Origin of the sequence: Streptomyces coeruleoprunus (assembly GCF_039542925.1) — a bacterium.
Taxonomy (GTDB): domain Bacteria; phylum Actinomycetota; class Actinomycetes; order Streptomycetales; family Streptomycetaceae; genus Streptomyces; species Streptomyces coeruleoprunus.
Window position 1 is genome coordinate 1,924,040 of record NZ_BAABIT010000001.1, and the last position, 22,778, is coordinate 1,946,817.

At 72.0% G+C, this 22,778-nt stretch carries 22 protein-coding genes; 2 read left to right on the top strand and 20 right to left on the bottom strand.

Annotation, left to right across the window (positions count from 1 at the left end):
• Positions 1-48: 48 nt before the first annotated feature.
• The 14 genes from ABEB09_RS08160 to ABEB09_RS08225 form a co-directional block, all read right to left on the bottom strand.
• Entirely contained in the window at positions 49-1,665 is a 1,617-nt protein-coding gene (locus ABEB09_RS08160) for a YifB family Mg chelatase-like AAA ATPase (RefSeq protein ID WP_345688578.1), read from the bottom strand.
• Positions 1,665-2,027 (bottom strand): YraN family protein, encoded by a 363-nt coding sequence (locus tag ABEB09_RS08165; RefSeq protein ID WP_345688580.1) that lies wholly within the window; start codon positions 2,025-2,027, stop codon positions 1,665-1,667. The genes ABEB09_RS08160 and ABEB09_RS08165 overlap by 1 nt, the downstream gene beginning before the upstream one ends.
• A 210-nt stretch (positions 2,028-2,237) precedes the next feature.
• Positions 2,238-2,546 (bottom strand): DUF2469 domain-containing protein, encoded by a 309-nt coding sequence (locus ABEB09_RS08170; RefSeq protein ID WP_149178923.1) that lies wholly within the window; start codon positions 2,544-2,546, stop codon positions 2,238-2,240.
• 55 nt (positions 2,547-2,601) lie between these two features.
• Positions 2,602-3,147 (bottom strand): NUDIX hydrolase, encoded by a 546-nt coding sequence (locus tag ABEB09_RS08175; protein ID WP_380841123.1) that lies wholly within the window; start codon positions 3,145-3,147, stop codon positions 2,602-2,604.
• Entirely contained in the window at positions 3,140-3,886 is a 747-nt protein-coding gene (gene lepB / locus ABEB09_RS08180; RefSeq protein ID WP_345688585.1) for a signal peptidase I, read from the bottom strand. Before lepB (ABEB09_RS08180) ends, ABEB09_RS08175 begins: the two co-directional genes overlap by 8 nt.
• A gap of 150 nt (positions 3,887-4,036) precedes the next feature.
• Positions 4,037-5,062 (bottom strand): signal peptidase I, encoded by a 1,026-nt coding sequence (gene lepB, locus ABEB09_RS08185; protein WP_380841147.1) that lies wholly within the window; start codon positions 5,060-5,062, stop codon positions 4,037-4,039.
• A complete protein-coding gene (gene lepB / locus ABEB09_RS08190) occupies positions 5,001-6,038 on the bottom strand; it encodes a signal peptidase I (RefSeq protein WP_345688587.1) in 1,038 nt (345 codons plus the stop codon). Before lepB (ABEB09_RS08190) ends, lepB (ABEB09_RS08185) begins: the two co-directional genes overlap by 62 nt.
• The gene (lepB, locus tag ABEB09_RS08195; protein ID WP_345688589.1) at positions 6,031-6,726 is read right to left on the bottom strand and encodes a signal peptidase I; all 696 of its coding nucleotides are present in this window, start codon (positions 6,724-6,726) and stop codon (positions 6,031-6,033) included. Before lepB (ABEB09_RS08195) ends, lepB (ABEB09_RS08190) begins: the two co-directional genes overlap by 8 nt.
• A 70-nt stretch (positions 6,727-6,796) precedes the next feature.
• Positions 6,797-7,147 (bottom strand): 50S ribosomal protein L19, encoded by a 351-nt coding sequence (gene rplS, locus ABEB09_RS08200; RefSeq protein WP_345688591.1) that lies wholly within the window; start codon positions 7,145-7,147, stop codon positions 6,797-6,799.
• A gap of 127 nt (positions 7,148-7,274) precedes the next feature.
• Positions 7,275-8,096, bottom strand: a complete 822-nt coding sequence (trmD, locus tag ABEB09_RS08205; RefSeq protein WP_345688593.1) for a tRNA (guanosine(37)-N1)-methyltransferase TrmD — start codon at positions 8,094-8,096, stop codon at positions 7,275-7,277.
• Positions 8,096-8,692, bottom strand: coding sequence for a ribosome maturation factor RimM (gene rimM / locus ABEB09_RS08210; RefSeq protein ID WP_345688595.1), 597 nt, complete (start codon positions 8,690-8,692; stop codon positions 8,096-8,098). The genes trmD and rimM overlap by 1 nt, the downstream gene beginning before the upstream one ends.
• Before the next feature lie 79 nt (positions 8,693-8,771).
• Positions 8,772-9,011 (bottom strand): RNA-binding protein, encoded by a 240-nt coding sequence (locus ABEB09_RS08215; protein ID WP_014176063.1) that lies wholly within the window; start codon positions 9,009-9,011, stop codon positions 8,772-8,774.
• Positions 9,012-9,013: 2 nt separating this feature from the next.
• Positions 9,014-9,457: a 30S ribosomal protein S16 gene (gene rpsP / locus ABEB09_RS08220; RefSeq protein WP_345688598.1), complete on the bottom strand. Its 444-nt coding sequence runs from the start codon at positions 9,455-9,457 to the stop codon at positions 9,014-9,016.
• A gap of 155 nt (positions 9,458-9,612) precedes the next feature.
• Positions 9,613-10,206 carry a hypothetical protein gene (locus tag ABEB09_RS08225; RefSeq protein WP_189537915.1) on the bottom strand — a complete coding sequence of 198 codons (594 nt, stop codon included), beginning with the start codon at positions 10,204-10,206 and terminating at the stop codon, positions 9,613-9,615.
• 523 nt (positions 10,207-10,729) lie between these two features.
• On the opposite strand from ABEB09_RS08225, the gene ABEB09_RS08230 reads away from it, so the two are divergent.
• Entirely contained in the window at positions 10,730-11,611 is an 882-nt protein-coding gene (locus ABEB09_RS08230) for a methyltransferase domain-containing protein (protein WP_345688599.1), read from the top strand.
• 21 nt (positions 11,612-11,632) lie between these two features.
• Here the strand turns inward: ABEB09_RS08230 and ftsH are convergent, their stop codons facing one another.
• From ftsH to nsdA, 6 genes are all read right to left on the bottom strand, one after another.
• On the bottom strand, positions 11,633-13,624 hold the full coding sequence (ftsH, locus tag ABEB09_RS08235) for an ATP-dependent zinc metalloprotease FtsH (RefSeq protein WP_345688600.1): 1,992 nt from the start codon (positions 13,622-13,624) through the stop codon (positions 11,633-11,635).
• Positions 13,625-13,790: 166 nt separating this feature from the next.
• The gene (gene ffh / locus ABEB09_RS08240; protein WP_345688601.1) at positions 13,791-15,347 is read right to left on the bottom strand and encodes a signal recognition particle protein; all 1,557 of its coding nucleotides are present in this window, start codon (positions 15,345-15,347) and stop codon (positions 13,791-13,793) included.
• A gap of 225 nt (positions 15,348-15,572) precedes the next feature.
• Complete coding sequence (locus ABEB09_RS08245; protein WP_345688602.1) at positions 15,573-18,041, bottom strand: [protein-PII] uridylyltransferase; 2,469 nt, start codon at positions 18,039-18,041, stop codon at positions 15,573-15,575.
• A 12-nt stretch (positions 18,042-18,053) separates the two neighbouring features.
• Positions 18,054-18,392 carry a P-II family nitrogen regulator gene (locus ABEB09_RS08250; RefSeq protein WP_345688604.1) on the bottom strand — a complete coding sequence of 113 codons (339 nt, stop codon included), beginning with the start codon at positions 18,390-18,392 and terminating at the stop codon, positions 18,054-18,056.
• Complete coding sequence (locus ABEB09_RS08255; RefSeq protein ID WP_345688606.1) at positions 18,389-19,750, bottom strand: ammonium transporter; 1,362 nt, start codon at positions 19,748-19,750, stop codon at positions 18,389-18,391. The genes ABEB09_RS08250 and ABEB09_RS08255 overlap by 4 nt, the downstream gene beginning before the upstream one ends.
• 318 nt (positions 19,751-20,068) lie before the next feature.
• Entirely contained in the window at positions 20,069-21,538 is a 1,470-nt protein-coding gene (gene nsdA, locus ABEB09_RS08260; protein WP_345688608.1) for a transcriptional repressor NsdA, read from the bottom strand.
• A gap of 429 nt (positions 21,539-21,967) precedes the next feature.
• Here nsdA and ABEB09_RS08265 point away from each other — a divergent pair, with 429 nt between their 5' ends.
• Positions 21,968-22,669 carry a bifunctional DNA primase/polymerase gene (locus tag ABEB09_RS08265; RefSeq protein WP_345688610.1) on the top strand — a complete coding sequence of 234 codons (702 nt, stop codon included), beginning with the start codon at positions 21,968-21,970 and terminating at the stop codon, positions 22,667-22,669.
• Positions 22,670-22,778: the final 109 nt, after the last annotated feature.

The window sequence follows — 22,778 nt, forward strand, 5'->3', positions numbered from 1 at the left end:
CCGTCGCTGTGCCGCGCATGGAGGCGGGCGGCGCCTCGCACCGCGGGGTCATGACCACTCCCCCACGCCGACGGGCACGCCGCGGGAGATGCTGGTGCGCAGTTCCAGGGCGAGGTTGACGTCGCCGGGGCCGGGCCGGTCGCGGCCGGCGAGGTCGGCGAGGGTCCAGGCGACGCGGAGTACGCGGTCGAGTCCTCGGGCGGTGAGGAGGCCGCGTTCGATGTCGCGTTCGGCGGCGGCGAGGGCGCCCGGGGCGCACTGCCAGCGGGTGCGCAGCTCGTGTCCGGGGACTTCCGAGTTGAGTCGCCAGGGTGTGGCGGCGAGTCGTGCGGCGGCGCGTTCGCGGGCCGTGTGGACGCGGGCGGCGACGGTGGCGGTGGACTCGCTGTCGCCGCTGTGGCCGAGGAGTTCGGCGCGGCCGACGGGTTCGACTTCCACGCGGAGGTCGACGCGGTCGAGGAGGGGCCCTGAGAGGCGGGCCTGGTAGCGCCGGACCATTGAGGGCGGGCAGTCGCAGTCCTCGCCGTGGACGCTGTGGCGTCCGCAGGGGCAGGGGTTGGCGGCGAGGACCATGAGGAATCGGGCCGGCAGCCGTACGACGCCGGCGGCGCGAGCCACGACGACGTGCCCGGATTCCAGGGGCTGCCGTAGGGCGTCCAGCGCTTTTCCGGGGAATTCGGGTGCTTCGTCCAGGAAGAGGACTCCGCGGTGTGCGAGCGAGACGGCGCCGGGTCGTGGCAGGCCGTTGCCGCCGCCGACGAGGGACTGCATGGTGGCCGAGTGGTGCGGCGCGCAGTACGGCGGCCTGCTGACGAGCGCCTTGCCGGGCGGGAGGAGTCCGGCCACGGAGTGGACGGCGGTGACCTCCAGGGATTCGTGCCGGGTGAGGGACGGCAGCACCGCGGGCAGGCGTTCGGCCAGCATGGTCTTGCCGGCGCCCGGGGGTCCGGACAGGAGCAGGTGGTGTCCGCCGGCGGCGGCCACCTCCAGGGCGAGCCGGGCAGCGCGCTGTCCGGCGACGTCGGCGAGGTCGGGGCCGTCGTTCGCGGGGTCGGGGGCCAGTCCGGTGCCGACGCCGGCGCCGGGGACGAGGAGCCCGGCGAGCATGGCGTCCGGCCGGCCTTCCTCGGGTGGTTCCTCGTCGGGCACGGGACCGTCGGTCAGTACGGCGATGAGCTGGCGCAGGGTCCTTACGCCGAGGACGGAGACGCCCGGGACGAGGGATGCCTCCCCCGCCGTCTGTTCGGGGACGACCACTTGCCGGTAGCCGGCCTCGGCGGCGGCGAGCACAGCGGGGAGCACGCCGCGGACGGGCCGGACCCGTCCGTCGAGGCCCAGCTCGCCGATGAGGACGAGGTCGGCGATGGCACGTGGGTCGATCAGCTCGGCGGCGCCCAGTACGGCGGCGGCGACGGCGAGGTCGAATCCGGAGCCGCTCTTGGGCACGGAGGCGGGGCTGAGCCCCACGGTGAGTTTCTTCTGGGGCCACTCGGCGTCCGAGTTGACCACGGCCGCCCGTACCCGGTCGCGGCTCTCGGAGAGGCTCTTGTCGGGGAGGCCCACCAGGGTGAAGGCCGCGACGCCGGGTTCGAGGTCGGCCTGGACCTCCACGACGACGCCTTCGACGCCGACGAGGGCGACCGAGCAGGTGCGTGCGAAGCCCATCACGCCACCCCCCGTAGGTGCTCGACGAGGGGTGCGCCGCGCCGGGGCAGGAGCACGCCGACGAGGTCGATGCGTACGCCGCCCGGTGGGGCGCCTCCGTGCCGTTCGAGCCAGCACTCGGCGAGGCGCCTGAGGCGCAGTGCTTTGGTGGCCGTGAGGGCCGCAGAGGGGTGCTGGAACGCCCCGGCCCTCCGGGTCTTGACCTCGCACACGACGAGCGCGTCGCCGTCCCGGGCGACGATGTCGATCTCGCCGCCCCGCCCGCACCGCCAGTTCCTGGCGAGGACGGCCATGCCCGCCTCGCCGAGCCGGCGTGCCGCCAGCCGTTCTCCGTACTGCCCGAGTGCCCCCGTCGCGTTCATTTCGGCACCACCTCCGGTACCGACTGTGACGCTTCGGGCGATCACTTGTGGATCTTGGTGGATAACCCCTGCCGACCGGGAAAACTCCGTCACCCACAGGAGTCACACCGCCGTACTCACGGCGCAAGGCTCACGGCGCAGGACTCACGGCGCAGGACTCACGGCGCAAGACTCACGGCGCAAGACTCACAGCGAAAGGCCAGCCGCCCCTCAGCTGCCGGGCAGCTCCAGATCCGTCTTGTTCAGCTCTTCGATGTTCACGTCCTTGAACGTGAGCACGCGCACCTGCTTGACGAAACGGGCCGGCCGGTACATGTCCCAGACCCAGGCGTCCGCCATCGACACCTCGAAGAACACCTCGCCGTGCACGGAGTGCACCTGCATCTCGTAGTCGTTCGTGAGGTAGAAGCGACGCTCGGTCTCGATGACGTACTTGAACAGCCCGACGACGTCGCGGTACTCCCGGTAGAGCTTCAGCTCCATCTCGGTCTCGTACTTTTCGAGGTCCTCGGCGCTCATGGCATGTTCCCCTTCAGCCGTGCGTGCCCCCATTGTGCGCCAGTCACCCGCACCCCTAGACGATTTCCGGGGACAGGACGACCGGCTCGGACGGTGGGCCGTCGTCGAGCAGCGTGCGCAACAACTCGGCGAGTCGTGTCGGGTACACCGTCTCACGCGCCGCCGACAGTTCCGCGGAGGTCCACCACCTCAGCCCTGTGACACTGCGCGTCTCCAGCTCGGTGAGGGCCGTGCCGAGCGCGGGCCGGGCCCGCCTCGTACGGGTCCTGGCCAGGTAGTACCACTCGTCCTGGTTCCAGCGGCGCCCGTCGAACGGGAACGAGCACAGCCGCCGCCACAGCACCGGGCCCAGCTCCACGTCGGTGAGCCCGGTCTCCTCGGCCAGCTCGCGCAGCGCCGCCTCCTCGCGGCTCTCGTCGCCCTCGACACCGCCTCCCGGCGTGAACCACCAGCTCTGGGAGGGGTCGTCCGGTTCGTAGCCGTGCAGAAGCAGGATCCGGTCGTCGGGGTCGAGCAGGACGACCCGCGCGACCTTGCGCAGCTCGGGCCCCGAGGGCAGCACGTCGGGGGCCGCCGGGTCGGGTACGGGTGCCTCAGCCACGGCCGGTCACCGCCGTCGCGCGGCGCCCACGGCCCCGCGTGAGGGGCCCGTACGCCGCTCCCCCGAGGATCAGTACGGCGCCGGCCGCGACGGCCCAGCCCACCAGCCGCACCGGGCCGGGGCTGGACACCCCGCCGGGCAGTCCGGCGAACGTCTGCGGCCGCTCCAGGGTGCCGCGCCAGGGCCACACGACGGCGTCCACGCGCGCGGTGACGGCGCCGCGGGACACCGAGCCGTGCGTGGCGTCCTGGAGGTGGACCCGGGAGTCCTGGGAGCTCATGCGCTGGTCGCCGAGGAGGAACAGGTGCCCTGCGGGAACCTTCGCGGAGAACTTCGAGGGTGAGGCGGGTTCCTTGCCGCCCCAGCCCTGGGAGCGCAGATACGGTTCTTCGAGGGGCTTCCCGTTGAGGGTGAGCCGGCCGCCGGCGTCGCAGCAGGCCACCGTGTCGCCGTCCACGCCGACCACGCGCTTGATCATGGGGATGTCGCCCCACTCGGCGTCCCGGAAGACGACGACGTCGCCGCGCCGCACGTCGGCACCGTCGATGCGCTCGGCCAGGACACGGTCCCCGGCCGTGACGGCCGGGGTCATCGAGTCGGTCGGCACCGTGTACGGCTGGTACAGGACGGCGCCCCAGGCGAACCCGCCGAGGAAGAGCACACAGCCGACGGCCACGGCCAGCCCCGACAGTGCACTGCCGAGGCGGCCGCGGCCGCCCGTACGTGTCGTTCCGCTCATCCCAGCGCTCCCCACCTTCGGAGATCGGCGATCTGGGACGGCACCCTACCTGCGGAGGCTTACCCGGCGGTATGCCCGGCGGTATGCCCGGCGCCACGGACCTCCGGTCGCCAAAGCCCTGGCAAGCCCCGCCGCCCGGCCGCCCGGCTGCTAGGCCTGCGCCCGCTCCGCGAGCCGGCGCCGTCGCCACAGCACCACCGGCAGCGCGCCGGCGAGGCCCAGGGCGCCCGGCCCGGCCACGCCCAGGGCGCCCGGCCCGGCCGCCGCCGCTGCCGCCGCGTTCAGGCCCGGCTGGTCGAAGATGTCCGGCACGGGGAGCGTCGCCCAGCGGCCCACCGGCCAGGCCACGACGATGGCGCGGCCGACGACGTCCTCGTTGGAGACGGTGCCGTTGCCCGGCAGCTCCTGGTGGTAGCGGGAGTCGAGGGAGTTCTGGCGGTTGTCGCCCATGACCCAGATGCGGCCCTCGGGCACCTTGATCGGGCCGAACGCCTGGTCGTCGCAGGGCGTGGAGCCCGGGTACAGGTAGGCGGTCTCGTCGAGTTCCTTGCCGTTGAGGACGACCTTGCCGCCCTTCTTGCACGAGACCGTGTCGCCGCCGACGGCGATGACGCGCTTGATGAGGTCCTTGTCCTCGGAGGACGGCATCAGGCCGATGAAGCTGAGGAACCGCTGCACGGCGTTCGGCTCGGGCGTCACCTCGCCCTCCAGCCAGCCGCCCGGGTCGTGGAAGACGACGACCTCTCCGCGCTCGGGCTCGGAGCCGAACCAGGGGGTGAGTTTGTCGACGAGGACCCGGTCGCCGCGCTGGAGGGTGTTCATCATCGATTCGGACGGAATCGAGAACGCCTGGACGAGGAAGGTCTTGATCAGCAGCGCGAGGAGCAGCGCGATGCCGATCAGCAGCGGCAGCTCCTTCCAGAAGGAGCGCTGTTTCCCGGGCTGCTCCTCCCCGTCGTCGGCCGCGCTGTCGTCGTTGCTCACGCCGTTGTTGGCGTCGTTGTCCACGGTGTTGCCCTCGGTGTTGCCCGGGGCGGTGCCGCCCCGGCCGGTGTTGCCCTGGATGTGCTCGGTCGCGTGTGCGGGGGGCTGCCCGGCTGAGCCGGGGGCCGGCTCAGCGATCTCCTCGGGCTCTCTGTCCGGCCCGTCGTGTCCGGACCGTGCGCCGACCGCCAAATCCCCCACATCCACTCCTCACTCCGTGCACTCGCCCGCCCCACAGCAGGGGAAGGCCCACCACTCCCATAACGAGCGGGAGTTCCGCAGGGGTCGGGAGCCGTTTCAATCCTTCGGGATTCCGAGAGGACACACTATGCGACGAGCGGAGCGCCGTCGCGGTCCCCGGCGGCGCGTCCGGTACGGAGGCGAAGGTGTCCCGCTGTTCGAGCCCGCGCCAGTGGGCGAACGGCCAGGCGATGAAGACGGCCCGTCCGACGACGCCCTCTTCGGAGATGGTGCCCTGGAACTCCTCTTCGAGGTGGAACCGCGAGTCGGCGGAGTTGGCGCGGTGGTCGCCGAGCACGAACAGCCGCCCGGGCGGCACCGTCACGTTGAACTTGATCTCCGAAGGGGCGTTGCCCGGGTGCAGGTACGGCTCGTCCAGGGGGACGCCGTTGACCGTGACACGGCCGTCGGCGTCACAGCATTTGACGGTGTCTCCGCCGACGGCGACGACGCGTTTGATGAGGTCCTGTTCGTCGTCGGAGGGGAGCAGGCCGATGAACGTGAGGGCCTGCTTGACCTGTTCGACGACGAACGGGTCGTCCTTCTTGGGGGTGTTCTCCTTCTGGAGCCAGCCGCCGGGGTCCTTGAAGACGACGACGTCGCCGCGTTGCGGACGGGATCCGAACCAGGGGGTGAGCTTGTCGACGAGCACCCGGTCGTCGATCTTGATGGTCTGTTCCATGGACCCCGAGGGGATGACGAACGCCTGCACCAGGAAGGTCTTGAGGACGAGCGCGATGAGCACGGCCACGGTGATGAGGAGGGGTATCTCCTTGATCGCCGAGCGGCGGCGGCGCCGTTTGACCTTGCGGGCGAGCTTGCGGCGCTCGGCGCGTCCGGGGAGGGGCCGGCGGCCGTCGGTGGGCCGGGAGCCGGTGGGCAGGCGGGTGTCGGCGCGGTGGCCGGCGCGCCGCCCGCGGCTACCCATGGCCGCCGCCGGTGGCCGTCACGTCCGGTACGCCGTCGAAGGCGGTGGGGGTGTCGAGGGAGGCCCAGCGGGAGGCGGGCCAGGCGATCCAGGCGACGCGTCCGACGACCTGTTCGACGGGCACCATGCCGCCGCCGGGGGCGCCGAGGTGGTCGCGGGAGTCGCGGGACTGGCTGCGGTGGTCGCCCATGACCCAGAGGGTGCCCTGCGGGACGACGATGTCGAAGGGGACCTGGGACGGGGTGTCGCCGGGGTACAGATAGGGCTCCGCGACGGGTACGCCGTTCACCTCGACCCTGCCCTCCTTGTCGCAGCACTTCACGCGGTCGCCGCCCACGCCCACCACGCGCTTGACGAAGTCGGTCCCGGTGTCCTGGCCGGGGCCCTGGACGAAGGAGCCGTCGCCGTCGAAGACGATCATGTCTCCGCGTGCGGGGTCGGCGCCGAAACGGTACGCCAGTCTGTTCACCAGCACCCGGTCCCCGGCGCGCAGGGTGGGCTCCATCGATCCGCTGGGGATCTGGAAGGGCTGGATGACGAAGTGGCCGGTGACCAGCAGGGCGACGGCGCACAGGAGGGCGAGGAGCCCGGTGCGGCGCCAGGAAAGCGCGAAGCGCGGCCTCTGCTCCGTACGCGTGTCGGCGTCGGAGGAGAGGTCGCGCTCCGTGTGCTGTGCTTCGGTGTCCATTGGGGCCAGAGCCTAACCGGCCACCCTGTGACTCCTCATCCGAAGCTGAGCGGGACGGTGAGCCTCAGGCTCAGTTGTCGCGCTTCTCCTTGATCTTCGCGGCCTTGCCGCGCAGGTCACGCAGGTAGTACAGCTTGGCACGGCGGACGTCACCGCGGGTGACGAGCTCGATCTTCTCGAAGATCGGGCTGTGCACCGGGAAGGTGCGCTCGACGCCGACGGAGAAGGAGACCTTGCGGACCGTGAAGGTCTCGGAGACGCCCGAGCCCTGGCGGCGGATGACGACGCCCTTGAACTGCTGGATACGGGAGCGGTTGCCCTCGATGACGCGAACGTGGACGTTCACGGTGTCACCGGGACGGAACGCCGGGACGTCGGTGCGCAGGGACGCGGAGTTGACGGCGTCGAGCACGTGAGACATGTTCGTCTGCTTCCTCACTGATGCCACAGGTCATCAGCGGCAACTAGAAATGGGATGTCGGGGCCGTGCCGTCGGCTGGCGCGTGGCCCCCTGTGGCAGGGGCGCCGGCCGGACGTACAGCAGCGGTCTATTCTTCCACGGCCCCGGGCCTGCGCCAAAATCGGCCGTCGGGGTCGGGGGCCCAGCCCAGGATGGACAGGGTCTCCCGGTCCTTCTTGTCGAAGGAGGCCGGGTCGCACCGCTCGATCAGGTCGGGCCGGTTGAGGGCGGTACGGCGGAACGCCTCGTCCCGCCGCCACCGTGCGATCTTGCCGTGGTGGCCGCTGAGGAGGACGTCGGGGATGCCGCGCCCGCGCCAGACGGGTGGCTTGGTGTAGACGGGGCCCTCGAGCAGGTTGGCCATGGCGCCGGGGGCGAAGGAGTCGTCCCGGTGGGATTCGGCGTTGCCGAGCACGCCGGGCAGGAGGCGGGCCACGGCCTCGGTGACGACGAGGACGGCGGCCTCGCCGCCGGCGAGCACGTAGTCGCCGATGGACACCTCGTACACGGGCATCCGGGTGGCGTACTCGTCGATGACGCGGCGGTCGATGCCCTCGTAGCGGGCCGGCGTGAAGATCAGCCAGGGCCGCTCGGAGAGTTCGACGGCGACCTCCTGGGTGAAGGGCCGGCCGCTGGGGGTCGGGACGACGAGGACGGGCCCGTGGGCGCCGGCCTCGTAGCCGGCGGCCAGGGTGTCGTCGAGCGCCTCGCCCCAGGGCTCGGTCTTCATGACCATGCCGGGGCCGCCGCCGTAGGGCGTGTCGTCGACGGTGTGGTGCCGGTCGTACGTCCACTGCCGCAGGTCGTGGACGTGGACGTCGAGGCGGCCACGCGCGCGTGCCTTGCCGACGAGGGAGACGTTCAGCGGTTCGAGGTACTCGGGGAAGATCGTGACGACGTCGAGGCGCATCAGTGGTCGTCCCCGGAGGTCTCGCCGCCGCCCCGCGAGGCCTCGCCGGCGTCCTGTGCGGTGTCGTGGGAGGAGGCGATCTCCGCGCGCTCGTCGATCAGGCCGGGGGGCGGGTCGATGACGGCCTTCTGCTCGGCGAGGTCGATGTCGAGGACGATCTCCTCCACGAACGGGACGAAGACCTCGCTGCCGTCGGGCCGCTCCACGACGAACAGGTCCTGCGAGGGCAGGTGGGAGATCTCGGTGATCCGGCCGACCTCCGTGCCGTCGGCGAGGACCACGTCGAGGTCGATCAGCTGGTGGTCGTAGTACTCGTCGGGCTCGTCGGGCCGCTCGTCGGGGTCGACGTCGGCGATCAGCAGGGTGTTGCGGAGTGCCTCGGCGGCGTTCCGGTCGCGTACGCCCTCGAACCGCAGCAGCAGCCGGCCGCTGTGCACCCGGCCGGTCTCGATGGTCAGGGGCCCGGTGGAGGCGGGGTCCGTGGCCAGTACGGCGCCGGGGGCGAGCCGCAGCTCCGGCTCGTCGGTACGCACCTCGACGGTGACCTCGCCCTTGATGCCGTGGGCGCGGCCGATCCGTGCGACTACCAACTGCACTTTTGAACTCTCCTGTCATACGGCGACGGGCCGGGGCGGGCCGCAGCCCTCCCCGGCCCGTGCCGGTGTTCAACTCTTCTCAGCGAACCTGGTCCACGTCGACGAGGTCGACACGGACTCCCCGGCCGCCGATGGCGCCCACGACGGTACGCAGGGCACGCGCGGTGCGGCCGTTGCGGCCGATCACCTTGCCGAGGTCGTCGGGGTGGACCCGGACCTCGAGCACCCGCCCACGGCGCAGGTTGCGGGACGCGACCTGCACATCGTCGGGGTTGTCGACGATGCCCTTCACGAGGTGCTCGAGAGCCTCCTCGAGCATGCTCAGGCCTCGGTCGACTCGGTGGACGCGGCCTCGGCCTCGTCCGCCTTCTTGTCGGCCTTCTTCGCCTTCGGGGTGATGGCCTCACCCTTGGTGTCGTCGCCCTCGATGCTCTTGGCGAACGCCTCGAAGGAAGCGCGCTTGTCTTCCTTGGTGGCCGGGGCGAGCAGCGGCTTCTCGGGAGCCGGCAGGCCCTTGTGCTTCTGCCAGTCGCCGGTCAGCTTCAGGATGGCGAGAACCGGCTCGGTCGGCTGGGCGCCGACGGACAGCCAGTACTGCGCACGCTCCGAGTCGACCTCGATGCGCGAGGGGTTGTACGTCGGGTGGTACAGACCGATCTCCTCGATGGCCCGGCCGTCACGGCGGGTGCGGGAGTCGGCGACGACGATGCGGTAGTGGGGCTGGCGAATCTTGCCGAGACGCTTCAGCTTGATCTTGACTGCCACGGGAGTGGTGTCTCCTGGTGTTGACGTGGTTGGGCACGGCGGATCGCCGCGTGGGGTTGCGGTACCCGAGTGCCCGATGGACGCGTCAGCCGGAGGAGAGAGGGGTCCTGTGCGACTGTCGAGTACAGCTAGCCATTGTGCCACACCCCTCGCGGTCACCTGGCGGCGCCCACCGCCTCCGGGATCCGGAACGGCTTGCCGCAGCCGCCGCACACGATCGGCGCCTGGGCGAGGACCGAGGGGACCACGCGGACGTTGCGGCCGCAGTCGCACACGGCCTTGACCCGCACGCCGCCGCCCGACGAACCGTGCCGCGCGGCCGGTCCGCGGAAGGAGCGCTTGGTGTCGGCGGCCGTGGCGGCCGTGTGCGCCTTGAGGGCGCGCTGCAGCCGCTCGATGGTGGGCCGGTACCGGCGCTTCGCCTCGGGGCTGAGCGTGACCAGGGAGAAGCCGCTGCTCGGATGCGGCTCCTCGGAGTGGTCCAGGCCCATCTCCTCGGCGATCGCCAGGAAGCGGCGGTTGTGGTAGCGGCCGGCGCGCGAGGTGTCGCGTACTCCTCGGGCGGCGGCGATGCCGTGGACTGCCTCGTGGAGCAGTCGCTCGAAGGAGAGCTCGGCGCCGCAGGCGGACGACGACTCTCCGATCAGGGACTCGGGCGCGGCGAGATCGGGCAGCTCGGGGTGGTGCCGCTGAATGTCGGCCCACGCCTGTGCCAGCTCTGCGGCGAGGACAGGTGGTGTCGTGCTCACGTCGTGAACAACGAGCCGGGATCCCGTGGGGTTCCATTCCGGGGCATCCCAAATAATTTGCACGTACCCGTCAGTTGCCGTTGATGCGTGCCGACGAGGGCCAGTGCGCTGATCTGCGCAGGAAGCCGCACAGCTCCCACCAAGGTGGTACGTAGCGGCGCGTACGCCCCGGCGCGTCTGCGGGCCCGTGCGCCGGGCTGCGCGCCGGTGTCTCCGCCGTGCCCGCGTGCCGGGGCAGGGGGTGCGGCAGCGCGGAGGCGACAGTACCGGGACAACCGCGCACCCGCGGCACCGCCCCCGCTGGCATGGCGGGAATCGCACGGCGCCCCCACTATGGGAGGTGGTTCGTGCCGGGCCAGGGGGCGCACAACCGGGGCACGCAAGCATTGCGGCCCAACCCCTGGACGCGGGGGCGGATGCGGAGTTCCCTGGCTTAGCGGGGAGTGCGAGCGCACGCACACGGGGGCTGTCAATCAGGGCACGGACGCACGGATGGACCTCTCGGCGGATTGGGGCGCTTTCGATGACACCTATGCTCGTCCGGCACCACCCCCACCCGGCCTCGGCCCCCAGGTCGACGGACGCGCCAGGGCGCGCCCGCGACTGGGCGGAGATCCAGGAGCGGATGCTCGTCCCGCTCTACGAAGCGGTGTACGAGCATCTGGAGGTCGGCACCGGGACGCGGCTCCTGGGTCTCGGATGCGGCTCGGGGCTCGCGCTGCTCATGGCCGCCGCGCGCGGCGCCCAGGTCACGGGCGTCGACACCGACCAGGCGCGCGTCGACCTGGCCCGGGAGCGGCTGCTCCCCGACCCGGGCGCCACGCAGGGCGGCGGACGGCGCACGAGCGGGCCCACCCTCCAGACCAAGCTGCTGTACGGCGGCCCGGACGAGGCCGCCGCGGACACCACCCGTCCGGCGTACAACCTCGTCACGGCCTTCCAGCCGATCGGCTGTACCGCGGGCGACGCCGACGGGCTCGTCCCCACCCTGACGGCGGCCGTCCGGCTGGCAGAGCGCGGCAGCGCCGTCGTCCTGGCCGGCTGGGGGCCGCCCGAGCGGTGCGCCACCTCGGGCGTACTGCGGGTGGCGGGCCGGCTCACCGAGCGGCTGCGCACCGGAGGCGGCTGGCGGCCGGCGCTGCGCGACGACCTGGAGGAGGTGGCCGGCCGGGCCGGGCTCCACCCCGACGGCTCGGGCCGGGTGGCGTGCCCCTTCGGCTACGCGGACACGGACAGCGCCGTGCGGGGGCTGCTCTCGACGGGGCTCTTCGACGCCGCGGTCGAGGCGTCGGACCTGGCGACCGTGGAGAAGGAGATCACCGAGGCCCTCCACCCGCACATCCGGCAGGACGGGACGGTGTGGATGCCGAACGTCTTCCGGTACCTGGTCGCCAGAATCCCCTGATCCGGCCTACGACGGGGGACGTCAAGGGCCCGGGGGCGGCGGGAGCCGCCCACCCGGGCCCTCCGGAGTCCCGGCGCCGTCCGAGTCGCCGGCCGAGTCGCCGTCCTTGGTGAGCCGGGTGACGCCCGCGGCGCGGTAGGCCGCCGTCTCGTCCAGCGTCTCGTTCTCCAGCAGCGCCGCGGCCAGAGCGTCCAGTCGGTCGCGGTTCTCGCGGAGGAGCCGGCACGCGCTCTCGTAGCACTCGTCGACGATGCGGCGCATCTCGCTGTCCACGGTGTCCAGCGTCGCGGGCGCCGCCGACAGCCCGTACGCCTGCTGCGCGTCGGACGGGATCGCGGTGAGCCGGCCCACCCGACCGCTCATCCCCCACCGGCCGACCATGCCCCGGGCCATGTTCGTCACCTGCTCCAGGTCGCTCTCCGAGCCGGTCGTGACGACCCCGAAGACCACCTCCTCGGCCGCCATGCCGCCCAGGGCGCCGATGATCCGCCCCCGCAGGTACTCCTCCGTGTACGCGTACTTGTCGGTCTCGGGCGTCGACAGGGTCACGCCGAGCGCCCGCCCGCGCGGCACGATCGTCACCTTCCGCACCGGGTCGGCACCCGGCTGGAGCATCCCGAGCAGGGCGTGCCCGCTCTCGTGGTACGCGGTACGGCGCCGCTCCTCGACCGGCATGACGAGCTGCCGCTCGGCGCCCAGCTGCACCTTCTCCAGCGCGTCGGACAGGTCCGACCGGGTGACGCGCTGCTGACGCCGCTTGACCGCGAGGAGCGCCGCCTCGTTGGCGAGATTGGCGAGTTCCGCACCGGTCATGCCGGGCGTCGTGCGGGCCACCAGCGCCAGGTCGACGTCCTCGGCGAGCGGGATGTCCCGCGTGTGGATCCGCAGGATCGCCTCCCGGCCGCCCCGGTCCGGCGGGCTCACGTTGACGATCCGGTCGAACCGGCCCGGCCGGGTCAGCGCCGGGTCCAGCACGTCGGCCCGGTTGGTGGCCGCGATGACGATCACACCCTCCGCGCCGGAGAAGCCGTCCATCTCCGTGAGGATCTGGTTCAGCGTCTGCTCGCGCTCGTCGTGACCGCCCATGCCGGCGCCCGCGCCCCGGGCCCGGCCGATCGTGTCGATCTCGTCGATGAAGATGATCGCCGGGGCCACCTTGCGGGCCTCGTTGAACAGCTCCCGCACCCGTGAGGCGCCCACACCGACGATCATCTCGATGAACTCGGACGCCGACGCCGAGAAGAACGGCACCCCCGCCTCCCCCGCCACCGCCCGCGCCAGCAGCGTCTTGCCCGTGCCGGGCGGGCCCGACAGCAGCACACCGCCGGGCATCTTCGCGCCCATCCGCCAGTAGTCCTGCGGGTTCTTCAGGAAGTCGACGACGTCGTTCAGCTCACCCTCGACCTCGTCGATACCGGCGACGTCGTCGAACGTGGTACGCCGCCCGGCCTCCAGCTCGACGGGCTTCGGCGGCGCCTTGCGCCCGAGCATGCCGCCCGCGCCGAGCCCCGTACTCATCCGCCGGGCCACGAACAGCCACAACACGACGAGCAGCACGATCGGCGCCAGTGAGAACAGCAGATTGGCCAGGAAGCTGGGCCGCTCCACCACCGGCTCCGCCGTCACGGTGACCTTCTGGGCCGTCAGCTCCGCCCACAGCTTGTCGTCGGCGAAGGCCGGCCGCTGCGTCGTGAACTTGGTGTAGTCGCCCTCGCCGCCCGGCACGGGCTGCTTCCTCTTCAGCTCGCCCTCGATGGCGTCGCCCTTGGCGTAGATCTTGCTGACGTTCCCCGCCTCCACCTGCCTGCTGAACTCGGTGTACGAGACGGTCGGCTCGTCGCCGCCGTTGAACAGCGACAGCACCAGGTTGGTGAGGAGGAACAGCGCGAGCGCCGTGAGCAGCAGGCCCACCCAGCCACCGGGCATCTTCCGCTTCGCCGGCGGTGGCGGCGGCGCACCCTCGGAGCGCCAGGGCTGGTCGGTGCGGTCGCGTGGCGGCACGGAACTGGTCACTCAGCGATTATGAAAGACCGCCACAAAACCGGCACTACGGACAGCGTCGCGCGGATACGTCGCCGATACGCAGCGCATGCGTAAGGGGCACCCACCATGGGCGGGTGCCCCTTACCCGAACGCCGGCCACGCGGCAGCGGGCCGCGCGCTACGGCCGCAACCGTCGTCAGCCCATGAACTTCTTGAACTCGTCCGGCAGCTCGAAGTCCTGCCCCGGCTGACCACCCGGCAGCCCGAACGCCGCACCACCCTGCTGCGCCTGCTGCTCCCGGCGCGCGGCGGCGGCCTGCTCCTCGGCCTTCCGCTTCATCGGGTTGCCGCTGCGCCGCTTGCCCTTGGCCTGCTTCTGCTGCTTCTTCTGCCGGCCGGCACCGCCGCCCATGCCCGGGATCCCCGGCATGCCCGGCAGGCCACCGCCCTGCGCCATGCGCGACATCATCTTGCGGGCCTCGAAGAACCGCTCCACGAGCGACTTCACCGCGCTCACCTCGACGCCCGAACCCCGCGCGATACGCGCCCGGCGCGAGCCGTTGATGATCGTCGGGTCCTGGCGCTCGCCCGGGGTCATCGACTTGATGATGGCGGCGGTGCGGTCGACGTCCCGCTCGTCGATGTTGTTGATCTGGTCCCGCATCTGGGCCATACCGGGCAGCATGCCCAGCAGCTTCGAGATGGAGCCCATCTTGCGGACCTGCTCCATCTGGGCCAGGAAGTCGTCGAGCGTGAAGTCCTTGCCCTTGCTGCTCGCCAGCTTGGAGGCCATCTTGGCGGCCTCTTCCTGGCTGAAGGTCTGCTCGGCCTTCTCGATCAGCGACAGGACGTCACCCATGCCGAGGATGCGGGACGCCATGCGGTCCGGGTGGAACGCGTCGAAGTCGTCCAGCTTCTCGCCGTTGGAGGCGAACATGATCTGGCGGCCGGTGACGTGCGCGATCGACAGGGCGGCACCACCGCGGGCGTCACCGTCGAGCTTCGACAGGACGACGCCGTCGAAGCCGACGCCGTCGCGGAACGCCTCGGCCGTGTTGACGGCGTCCTGACCGATCATCGCGTCGACGACGAAGAGGATCTCGTCGGGGCTGACCGCGTCCCTGATGTCCGCGGCCTGCTGCATCATCTCCTGGTCGATGCCCAGGCGGCCGGCGGTGTCGACGATGACGATGTCGTACTGCTTGGTCCGCGCGTACTCGATCGAGTTCTTCGCGACCTGGACCGGGTCGCCGACACCGTTGCCCGGCTCCGGCGCGTACACGCCCACGCCGGCGCGCTCGGCGACGACGCTCAGCTGGTTGACGGCGTTGGGGCGCTGGAGGTCACAGGCGACGAGGAGGGGCGAGTGCCCCTGGCCCTTGAGCCACTTGCCGAGCTTTCCGGCGAGCGTGGTCTTACCGGCACCCTGGAGGCCGGCCAGCATGATCACGGTCGGCGCGGTCTTGGCGAACCGGAGGCGGCGGGTCTCGCCACCGAGGATGCCGATGAGCTCCTCGTTGACGATCTTGATGACCTGCTGGGCCGGGTTCAGCGCCTGCGAGACCTCGACGCCGAGGGCCCTCTCCTTGATCTGCTTGATGAAGGCGCGGACGACGGGCAGGGCGACGTCGGCCTCGAGCAGGGCGATGCGGATCTCACGGGCGGTGGCGTCGATGTCCGCCTCGGACAACCTGCCTTTGCCTCGCAGATTCTTGAAAGTCGCGGAGAGGCGGTCGGAGAGGGTATCGAACACGGCGCTCGTCGGTCCTCGGGTCTCGGGGGTGGGCGGACATTCGGACTCAAGGGTATCCGGCCGCGCAATGAAGGTGCCCTCGCCTGCCTGAGCCGGCCGGCGAGGGCACGACCCCCGCGTGTGCGGGGAGCAGTCGGCCCCGGATAGCCGGCCTTTGCCCTTGAGGGGACCACCCCCGTGCACACGGGGAGCAATGCCCTGCTCAGCGGCTCATCGACCGTCCCGTCACGCCCCCGCCAGCGCATTCTCCAAGTCCTTGGCCACCCTCAGCGCCTCCTCGGCCGGGAGCGGTGCGCCCTTGACGTCCGTCACATACACGGTGTCCACCGCGTTCGCGCCCAAGGTGCTCACGTGCGCGCTGCGCACCCGTACCTCCGCGCCCTCCAGGGCACGTCCGATCCGGTGCAGCAGCCCCGGGGCGTCCTGTGCCCGCACTTCGATGACCGTGGCGCGGGCGGCGGAACCCGCCGGGGCGACCGTCACCCGCGGCGGCGGGGCCTTCACACCCCGGCGCCTCGGGTACGCGGCGTCCCGCTCGGCCAGTCGGCGCGCGACGTCCATGGAGCCGTCCAGGGCCCGTACGAGGTCGGCGCGCAGGCGTGCGGCCTGCGGAAGCGACCCGTACTCGGCGGCGACGCGCCAGTTCAGGACCAGGACGGAAGGCCCGCCCCCAGCCGCCTCCAGGTCGATGGCCCGCAGGTCGGCCGACCGTACGGTCAGCCGGTGCAGGGCCAGGACCCCGGCGACGGCCGGAAGGACGCCCGGCTGGTCGGGCAGGGCGATCAGGAGCTCCACGCCGACCGGTTCGGGTTCCTCGTCCTGCGGGGCGATCTCGGCGTGCAGGCTCAGCACGGGCTCCCCGGTGCGCAGGGCCTCCACCGCGAGCCGTTCCTCCTCCGCGCTGGGCGCCGTGGGCTGGGCCACGCGCGGGGCGTCCCCGGCCAGCGCGCCGGCCACCCGCTTGACGAGGTCGGCGACGAGGGAGCCGCGCCAGGTGGACCAGGCGGCGGGTCCGGTGGCGAGTGCGTCGGCCTCGGTGAGGGCGTGCAGCAGCTCCAGGGTGGACAGGGAGCCGACGGCGTCGGCGACCGACCGGACGGTGGCGGGGTCGTCGAGGTCGCGGCGGGTGGCGGTGTCGACGAGGAGGAGGTGGTGGCGTACGAGGGTGGCGAGGACGGCGGCGTCGGACTGGTCGAAGCCGATGCGCAGGGCGACGTCGCGGGCGATGGTCTCGCCGGCGACGGAGTGGTCGCCGGGCCAGCCCTTGCCGATGTCGTGGAGGAGTGCGGCGACGAGCAGCAGGTCGGGGCGGCCGACGCGGCGGGTGAGGGACGAGGCGCGTACGGCGGCTTCGACGAGGTGGCGGTCGACGGTCCAGGTGTGGACGGGGTTGCGCTGGGGGCGGCAGCGGACGCGTTCCCAGTCGGGGATGAGGCGGCTGATGAGGCCTTCGGCCTCCAGGGCCTCCCAGACGGCGACCGTGGGTTCGCCGGCGCCGAGCAGGGTGACGAGCTGTTCGCGGGCCTCGGCGGGCCACGGGGTGGGGAGGGGCTTGGCGGTGGCGGCGAGGTGGCGTACGGCGTGCGGGGAGAGGGACAGGCCGGACTGGGCGGCCGCGGCGGCGGCGCGGAGGGGCAGGACGGGGTCGCGTTCGGGGCGTGCGGTGCGGGCGAGGACGACCTCGCCGTCCATTTCGACGACGCCTTCGGCGAGGGGGGTGCGTTCGGGCTGGGGTTTGCCGCCCAGAGAGCCTCGGGAGCCGCGGGAGCCGCCGAGCATGGCGCGCAGGCGGGGGCGTACGGAGCGGGCGCGCAGGACGCGGTGGACCTCGCGCCAGGTGACGTCGGTGGCGTACGAGATGGTGCGGGCGGCTTCGTAGACCTGGCGGAGGAGGGTGTCGGCGTCGAGGACGCCGAGGGCCTTCGCGACCTGGTCCTGTTCCTGCAGGGCGAGCCGGTCGGTGGCGCGGCCGGTGGTGAGGTGGAGGGCGTCGCGGGTGTCGAGGAGGCGGCGGCGGGCGTCGGCGAGGCCTTCACGGGGGGCGTCGGCGAGCCAGGAGGCGGCGACGGCGCGCAGGGCGGTGGCGTCGCGGAGACCGCCGCGGGCCTCCTTGAGGTCGGGTTCGAGGAGGAACTGCAGTTCGCCCTGGCGTTCGGCGCGGTCGCGGCAGAGTTCGCCGAGTTCGGGGAGGCGTTTGGGGGCCTGGTTGCGCCAGTCGGCGAGGACGGTGGTGCGCAGGGCTGTGACGAGGCCGAGGTCGCCGGCGACGGGCCGGGCGTCGAGGAGGCCGAGCTGGACCTTCAGGTCGTCGGCGGCGGTCCTGCGGGCTTCGGCGGGGGTGCGGACGGAGTGGTCGAGGGCGAGGCCGAGGTCCCAGACGGGGTACCAGACGCGGTCGGCGAGGGCGGCGACGGCGGCGGGGTCGTGGCTGCCGTCGTGGAGGAGGAGCAGGTCGAGGTCGCTGCGCGGGGAGAGTTCGCCGCGCCCGTAGCCGCCGACGGCGACGAGGGCGGTGCCGCGGGGCGGGGCGGCGGCGGTGAACAGCGCGGTGAGCCATTCGTCGGTGAGCCGGGCCAGTGCGGCACGGCGCGGCGGCCCGGGCCGCGCGTCCTCCTGGAGGAGGCGCAGCCGGGCCGCCGCGTAGCCGCTGGGTCCCGAGTCTTCGGTCTCTGGTGTCACGTCGAGGCTCGTCACCCAGCAACTCCCTTACAGTGCGTCGGGTCCGCGTTCGCCGGTGCGGACGCGTACGGCGGTCTCGACGGGGACGCTCCAGACCTTGCCGTCGCCGATCTTGCCGGTGCGGGCGGCCTTGACGATGACGTCGATGAGCTGTTCGGCGTCGTCGTCCTCGACGAGGACCTCGATACGGATCTTGGGGACGAGGTCGACGGTGTACTCGGCGCCGCGGTAGACCTCGGTGTGGCCGCGCTGGCGGCCGTAGCCGCTGGCCTCGGTGACGGTCAGGCCCTGGACCCCGAAGGCCTGGAGGGCCTCCTTGATCTCGTCGAGGCGGTGTGGCTTGACGATCGCGGTGATGAGCTTCATGCGTCCACCTTCTTGGTCTTCTGTGCCGCCGCGGCGGTCTCGGTCGGGGCGGGCACGGTCTTGCGGGAGGCGGCGCCGCCGCCGGCTCCGCTGAAGTCGTAGGCGGTCTCGGCGTGCTCACCCTGGTCGATGCCGGAGATCTCGTCGTCCTCGCTGACCCGCATGCCGATCGTCTTGTGGAGGACGAAGGCGAGGACGGCGGAGACGATCAGAGAGTAGGCGAGGACGGAGAAGACGCCGATGGCCTGCTTGACGAGCTGGTCGAAGCCGCCGCCGTAGAAGAGGCCCTTGGCGTCGGACTGGACGCCGCCGGTGGCGAAGAAGCCGACGAGGAGGGAGCCGATGACTCCGCCGACGAGGTGGACGCCGACGACGTCGAGGGAGTCGTCGTAGCCGAACTTGTACTTGAGGCCGACGGCCATGGCGCAGACGAGGCCGGCGACGGCGCCGATGGCGATGGCGCCGAGCGGGGAGCAGGAGCCGCCGGCGGGGGTGATGGCGACGAGGCCGGCGACGGCGCCGGAGGCGGCACCGAGGGTGGTGCAGGCGCCGTGGCGGATCTTCTCGTACGCGAGCCAGGCGAGCATGGCGGCGGCGGTGGCGACCTGGGTGTTGAGGAACATCACGGCGCCGACGCCGTCGTCGTTGCCGAGCCAGGAGCCGGCGTTGAAGCCGAACCAGCCGAACCAGAGCAGGCCGGCGCCGAGCATGACGAGGGGGAGGCTGTGCGGGCGCATCGGGTCCTTCTTGAAGCCGACGCGCTTGCCGATGACGAGGATGACGCCGAGGGCGGCGGCACCCGCGTTGATGTGGACGGCGGTGCCGCCCGCGAAGTCGATGACGCCCATCTCGAAGAGCCAGCCGCCGGAGCCCCAGACCCAGTGGGCGACGGGGAAGTAGACGACGGTGACCCACAGCGCGATGAACAGGGCCCAGGCGCTGAACTTCACGCGGTCGGCGAGGGCGCCGCTGATGAGGGCGGGGGTGATGATCGCGAACATCAGCTGGAAGGCGGCGAAGACGAAGACGGGGATGGTGTAGCCGTCCCAGAGCTGGTCGCGGCCGATGCCGCCGAAGCCGACGTAGTCGGAGGACCAGCCGACGACCGAGCCGATGTCGGTGCCGAAGGCGATGCTGAATCCGTAGAGCACCCACAGGATGGTGACGATCCCGAGGCTGATGAAGCTCATCATCAGCATGTTGAGGGTGCTCTTGACCCGGACCATGCCTCCGTAGAAGAAGGCCAGGCCCGGGGTCATGAGCATCACCAGGGCGGAGCAGATGAGCATGAAGCCGGTGTTCGCGGCAGAGAGGGTGGGTGCTTCCTCTGCGGCAAGCGTCAGGATGCCTGGGGGCATCGGCGTCTCCTCGTCGTCGGTACGGCCTGTGCGGGGCGCGGAGCCGGGGATGCTGCGCGGCTATGAGGGGTGGCCGGTTATGACGCAGGAGGTTGGCGCAGCGGGGTTTCGGTAGATGCCGCACCATGTTTCGCCGCAGTGACGAAGGGGGTGGGTGTGTTACGTCGCCATGAACTGGAGGGTCACGGGCAGGTAACGGGGCTATCCTCCACCGCTGTCATGGACCGGCCACGACAGCGACCCTGTTGACCTGGCGGTGGGGGAACCGAGTCGGGCTGTAGGGGTGGCTGTCGTGGCCGGAGTCAGTGGTGGCCCTGGTCAGACCGCTTCGGCGGTCTCGGGCAGCTGGTGGGCGAGGATCTCGGTGAGGTTGATGACCTCGGGGACGTCGCCGAAGTCGCGGGCGGCGGTGTCGACGGTCTTGCGGAGCCGGGTGTTGACCCGTTCGGACCGGACGCGCCGGGCGACGCCGAGGGCCTTCTCGGCCATGGCGGTGGCCTGCTCGGGTTCCCGCTTGAGCAGGTGCACGGTGGCCATGCCGACGAGGTTGAGGGCGTAGGAGCGCTGGTGTTCCTCGTCCTTCTCGAAGAGGTGGACGGCGCGCTCCATGACGGGTTCGGCGAGGGAGGCGTAGGTGGGGCTGCGTCCGGCCACGTAGGCGAGGTCGCGGTAGGAGTGGGAGTTCTCGCCGTTGAGTTCGGCCTCGGAGAAGAAGCGGATCCAGTCCGGTTCGGGCTCGCCGTCGAGTCCGACGTCGGCGAAGGTGTCCTCGGCCATCCGTACGGCCCGCTTGCACTTGCTGGGCTGGCCCATGTTGGCGTACGCGCGGGCCTCCATCGCATACAGCATGGCCTGGGTGCGCGCGGTGGCGCAGTCGCGGCTGCCGTACTGGGCGAGGTGGATGAGTTCCAGCGCGTCGTCGGGCCGCCCGAGGTGGATCATCTGGCGGCTCATGGAGGAGAGGATGTACGAGCCGAGGGGCTTGTCGCCGGCTTCCTTGGCGGCGTGCAGGGCGAGCACGAAGTACTTCTGGGCGGTGGGCTGGAGGCCCACGTCGTAGCTCATCCACCCGGCCAGCTCGGCGAGTTCGGCGGCGCAGCGGAAGAGGCGCTGGGCGGTGGCGGCGGGCTGGGGCTCCTGGAGGAGGTCGGTGACCTCGTGGAGCTGCCCGACGACGGCCTTGCGGCGCAGCCCGCCGCCGCACTGGGCGTCCCAGGTGCGGAACATGACGGTGGTGGACTCCAGCATCTCCAGCTCGGCCTTGGAGAGCTTGCCGGGGCGCCGCGCGGGGGGCGGGCCGTCGGGGCGGTCGGCGGCCGGCGTGGGTACGAGCCAGCGCTGCATCGGTTCGATGAGGGCGGGCCCGGCGGCGAGGGCGAGCGAGGTGCCGAGGAAGCCGCGCCTGGCCAGCATGAGGTCGCTGCGGGAGAACTCGCTGAGCAGGGAGACGGTCTGGGGACCGGCCCAGGGCAGGTCGACGCCGGACACCGAGGGTGACTGGTGGGCCGTGCGCAGCCCCAGGTCCTCGATGGCGACGACGGTGCCGAAGCGCTCGGAGAACAGTTCGGAGAGGATGCGCGGGATCGGCTCGCGCGGCTGTTCGCCGTCGAGCCAGCGCCGAACGCGCGAGGTGTCGGTGCTGATGTGGTGTGCGCCCATCTGGCGCGCCCGACGGTTCACTTGGCGCGCCAGCTCGCCCTTCGACCAGCCACTGCGCACGAACCACGAGCCGAGTTGCTCGTTCGGGCGCTTGCCGGCGTTCGTACCGTCTGCGCCGCTGCCGCCCACTGGTAGGCCCCCATCCGCCGAATCGCTTGTTGCGCGAACCCTTATCAGAATGCCGTGGGTTGTGGCCTGCCGTCTGGTGCTTGCACCCATCGAACAGGAAACCGGCTTGCCTCCGGCATACCCACGAGCGCGCACGCTACCCGGGGTTCACGCACCGAAAGTAATCCTACGATCACCCGCCCCGCGAGGCCGATTCCATAAACGCCACCATTCGCCACCCCTTCGAATGAACTCACGGGGAGCGGGGCGCGATTCACTTGACACACGACGATCGGGAGCCCGGCGGACTGGTGTACGAGGTGGCGTGCGTGGTGCGCCGCACCACCCGGCGCGCCTCCGCGCGCCACCCGAAAGAGGCGGGGCGAGACGGAGCGTCACGGCGGAACTCCAGGTCGTAACCACCGGCGAGGTCAACCCGTTGGAGGGGGCATGGGCTTCACGATCGGCGGCACACGCATCCGCGAAATGCGGTCCGGATGGACGGGGTTGTCCGGCTTCACGGGGTTGACGGGGGCGCGCCGCCGTCCCGCCCGCACCTCCGCCGAGTGCGCGGTGGCGGCCGAGTACACGGGCCTGTGGGGCTGGGACGTGGTGCCGGGCGCCCGCGCGTCGGCCGGCCGCTGCTCCTGCGGCGACCCTTCGTGTACGGCTCCGGGGGCGCATCCGCTCGGGTTCGCCCCCGAGGTCCCGGCGGGCGCGCCGCTGGACGCCGTCGCCGAGGTGTGGTCGGGCGTACCGGGCGCGGCCCTGCTGCTGCCGGTGGGCCGCGCGTTCGACGTCCTGGAGGTCGCGGAGGCGGCGGGGCGCAGAGCGCTGGTGCGGCTGGAGCGGATGGGGCTGCCGCTGGGGCCCGTCTGCGTGACGCCCACGGGGCGGGCCCAGTTCTTCGTGGCGCCCGGGGCGGCGGCGGAGCTGCCGCAGCTGCTGTACCGGATGGGGTGGGACGACGCCGACCTGGATCTGCGGTGCCTGGGGCCGGGCGAGCACATCACGGCGCCGCCGTCGGACCACGGCGGCCTGGGCCCGGTCCGCTGGCTGCGCCCCCCGTCCCTCGACACGCCCCACGCCCCACCGCAGGCCCGCCTGCTGCTGGGGACGCTGGCGTACATCTGCCACCGCTCAGCAGGCTGAGGCGCCCGCCCCCACCGGTGGTGAGCCCGCCCACGGGCGGGCGGCGCCCCCCACCGGCGGTCAGACGCCCGTCAACGGGACGGGGGTGGACCGGGGGTCGCGCGCGCAG

Bases quoted from the DNA above. Each gene is read 5' to 3' on its own strand.
- rplS (WP_345688591.1), bottom strand. From the start codon at position 7,147: ATGTCTCACGTGCTCGACGCCGTCAACTCCGCGTCCCTGCGCACCGAC.
- lepB (WP_345688589.1), bottom strand. From the start codon at position 6,726: ATGGACACCGAAGCACAGCACACGGAGCGCGACCTCTCCTCCGACGCC.
- ABEB09_RS08165 (WP_345688580.1), bottom strand. From the start codon at position 2,027: ATGAACGCGACGGGGGCACTCGGGCAGTACGGAGAACGGCTGGCGGCA.
- ABEB09_RS08215 (WP_014176063.1), bottom strand. From the start codon at position 9,011: ATGCTCGAGGAGGCTCTCGAGCACCTCGTGAAGGGCATCGTCGACAAC.
- ABEB09_RS08160 (WP_345688578.1), bottom strand. From the start codon at position 1,665: ATGGGCTTCGCACGCACCTGCTCGGTCGCCCTCGTCGGCGTCGAAGGC.
- trmD (WP_345688593.1), bottom strand. From the start codon at position 8,096: ATGCGCCTCGACGTCGTCACGATCTTCCCCGAGTACCTCGAACCGCTG.
- ABEB09_RS08250 (WP_345688604.1), bottom strand. From the start codon at position 18,392: ATGAAGCTCATCACCGCGATCGTCAAGCCACACCGCCTCGACGAGATC.
- lepB (WP_345688585.1), bottom strand. From the start codon at position 3,886: ATGAGCGGAACGACACGTACGGGCGGCCGCGGCCGCCTCGGCAGTGCA.
- lepB (WP_345688587.1), bottom strand. From the start codon at position 6,038: ATGGGTAGCCGCGGGCGGCGCGCCGGCCACCGCGCCGACACCCGCCTG.
- ABEB09_RS08265 (WP_345688610.1), top strand. From the start codon at position 21,968: ATGGGCTTCACGATCGGCGGCACACGCATCCGCGAAATGCGGTCCGGA.
- ABEB09_RS08230 (WP_345688599.1), top strand. From the start codon at position 10,730: ATGACACCTATGCTCGTCCGGCACCACCCCCACCCGGCCTCGGCCCCC.
- ABEB09_RS08170 (WP_149178923.1), bottom strand. From the start codon at position 2,546: ATGAGCGCCGAGGACCTCGAAAAGTACGAGACCGAGATGGAGCTGAAG.
- ABEB09_RS08255 (WP_345688606.1), bottom strand. From the start codon at position 19,750: ATGCCCCCAGGCATCCTGACGCTTGCCGCAGAGGAAGCACCCACCCTC.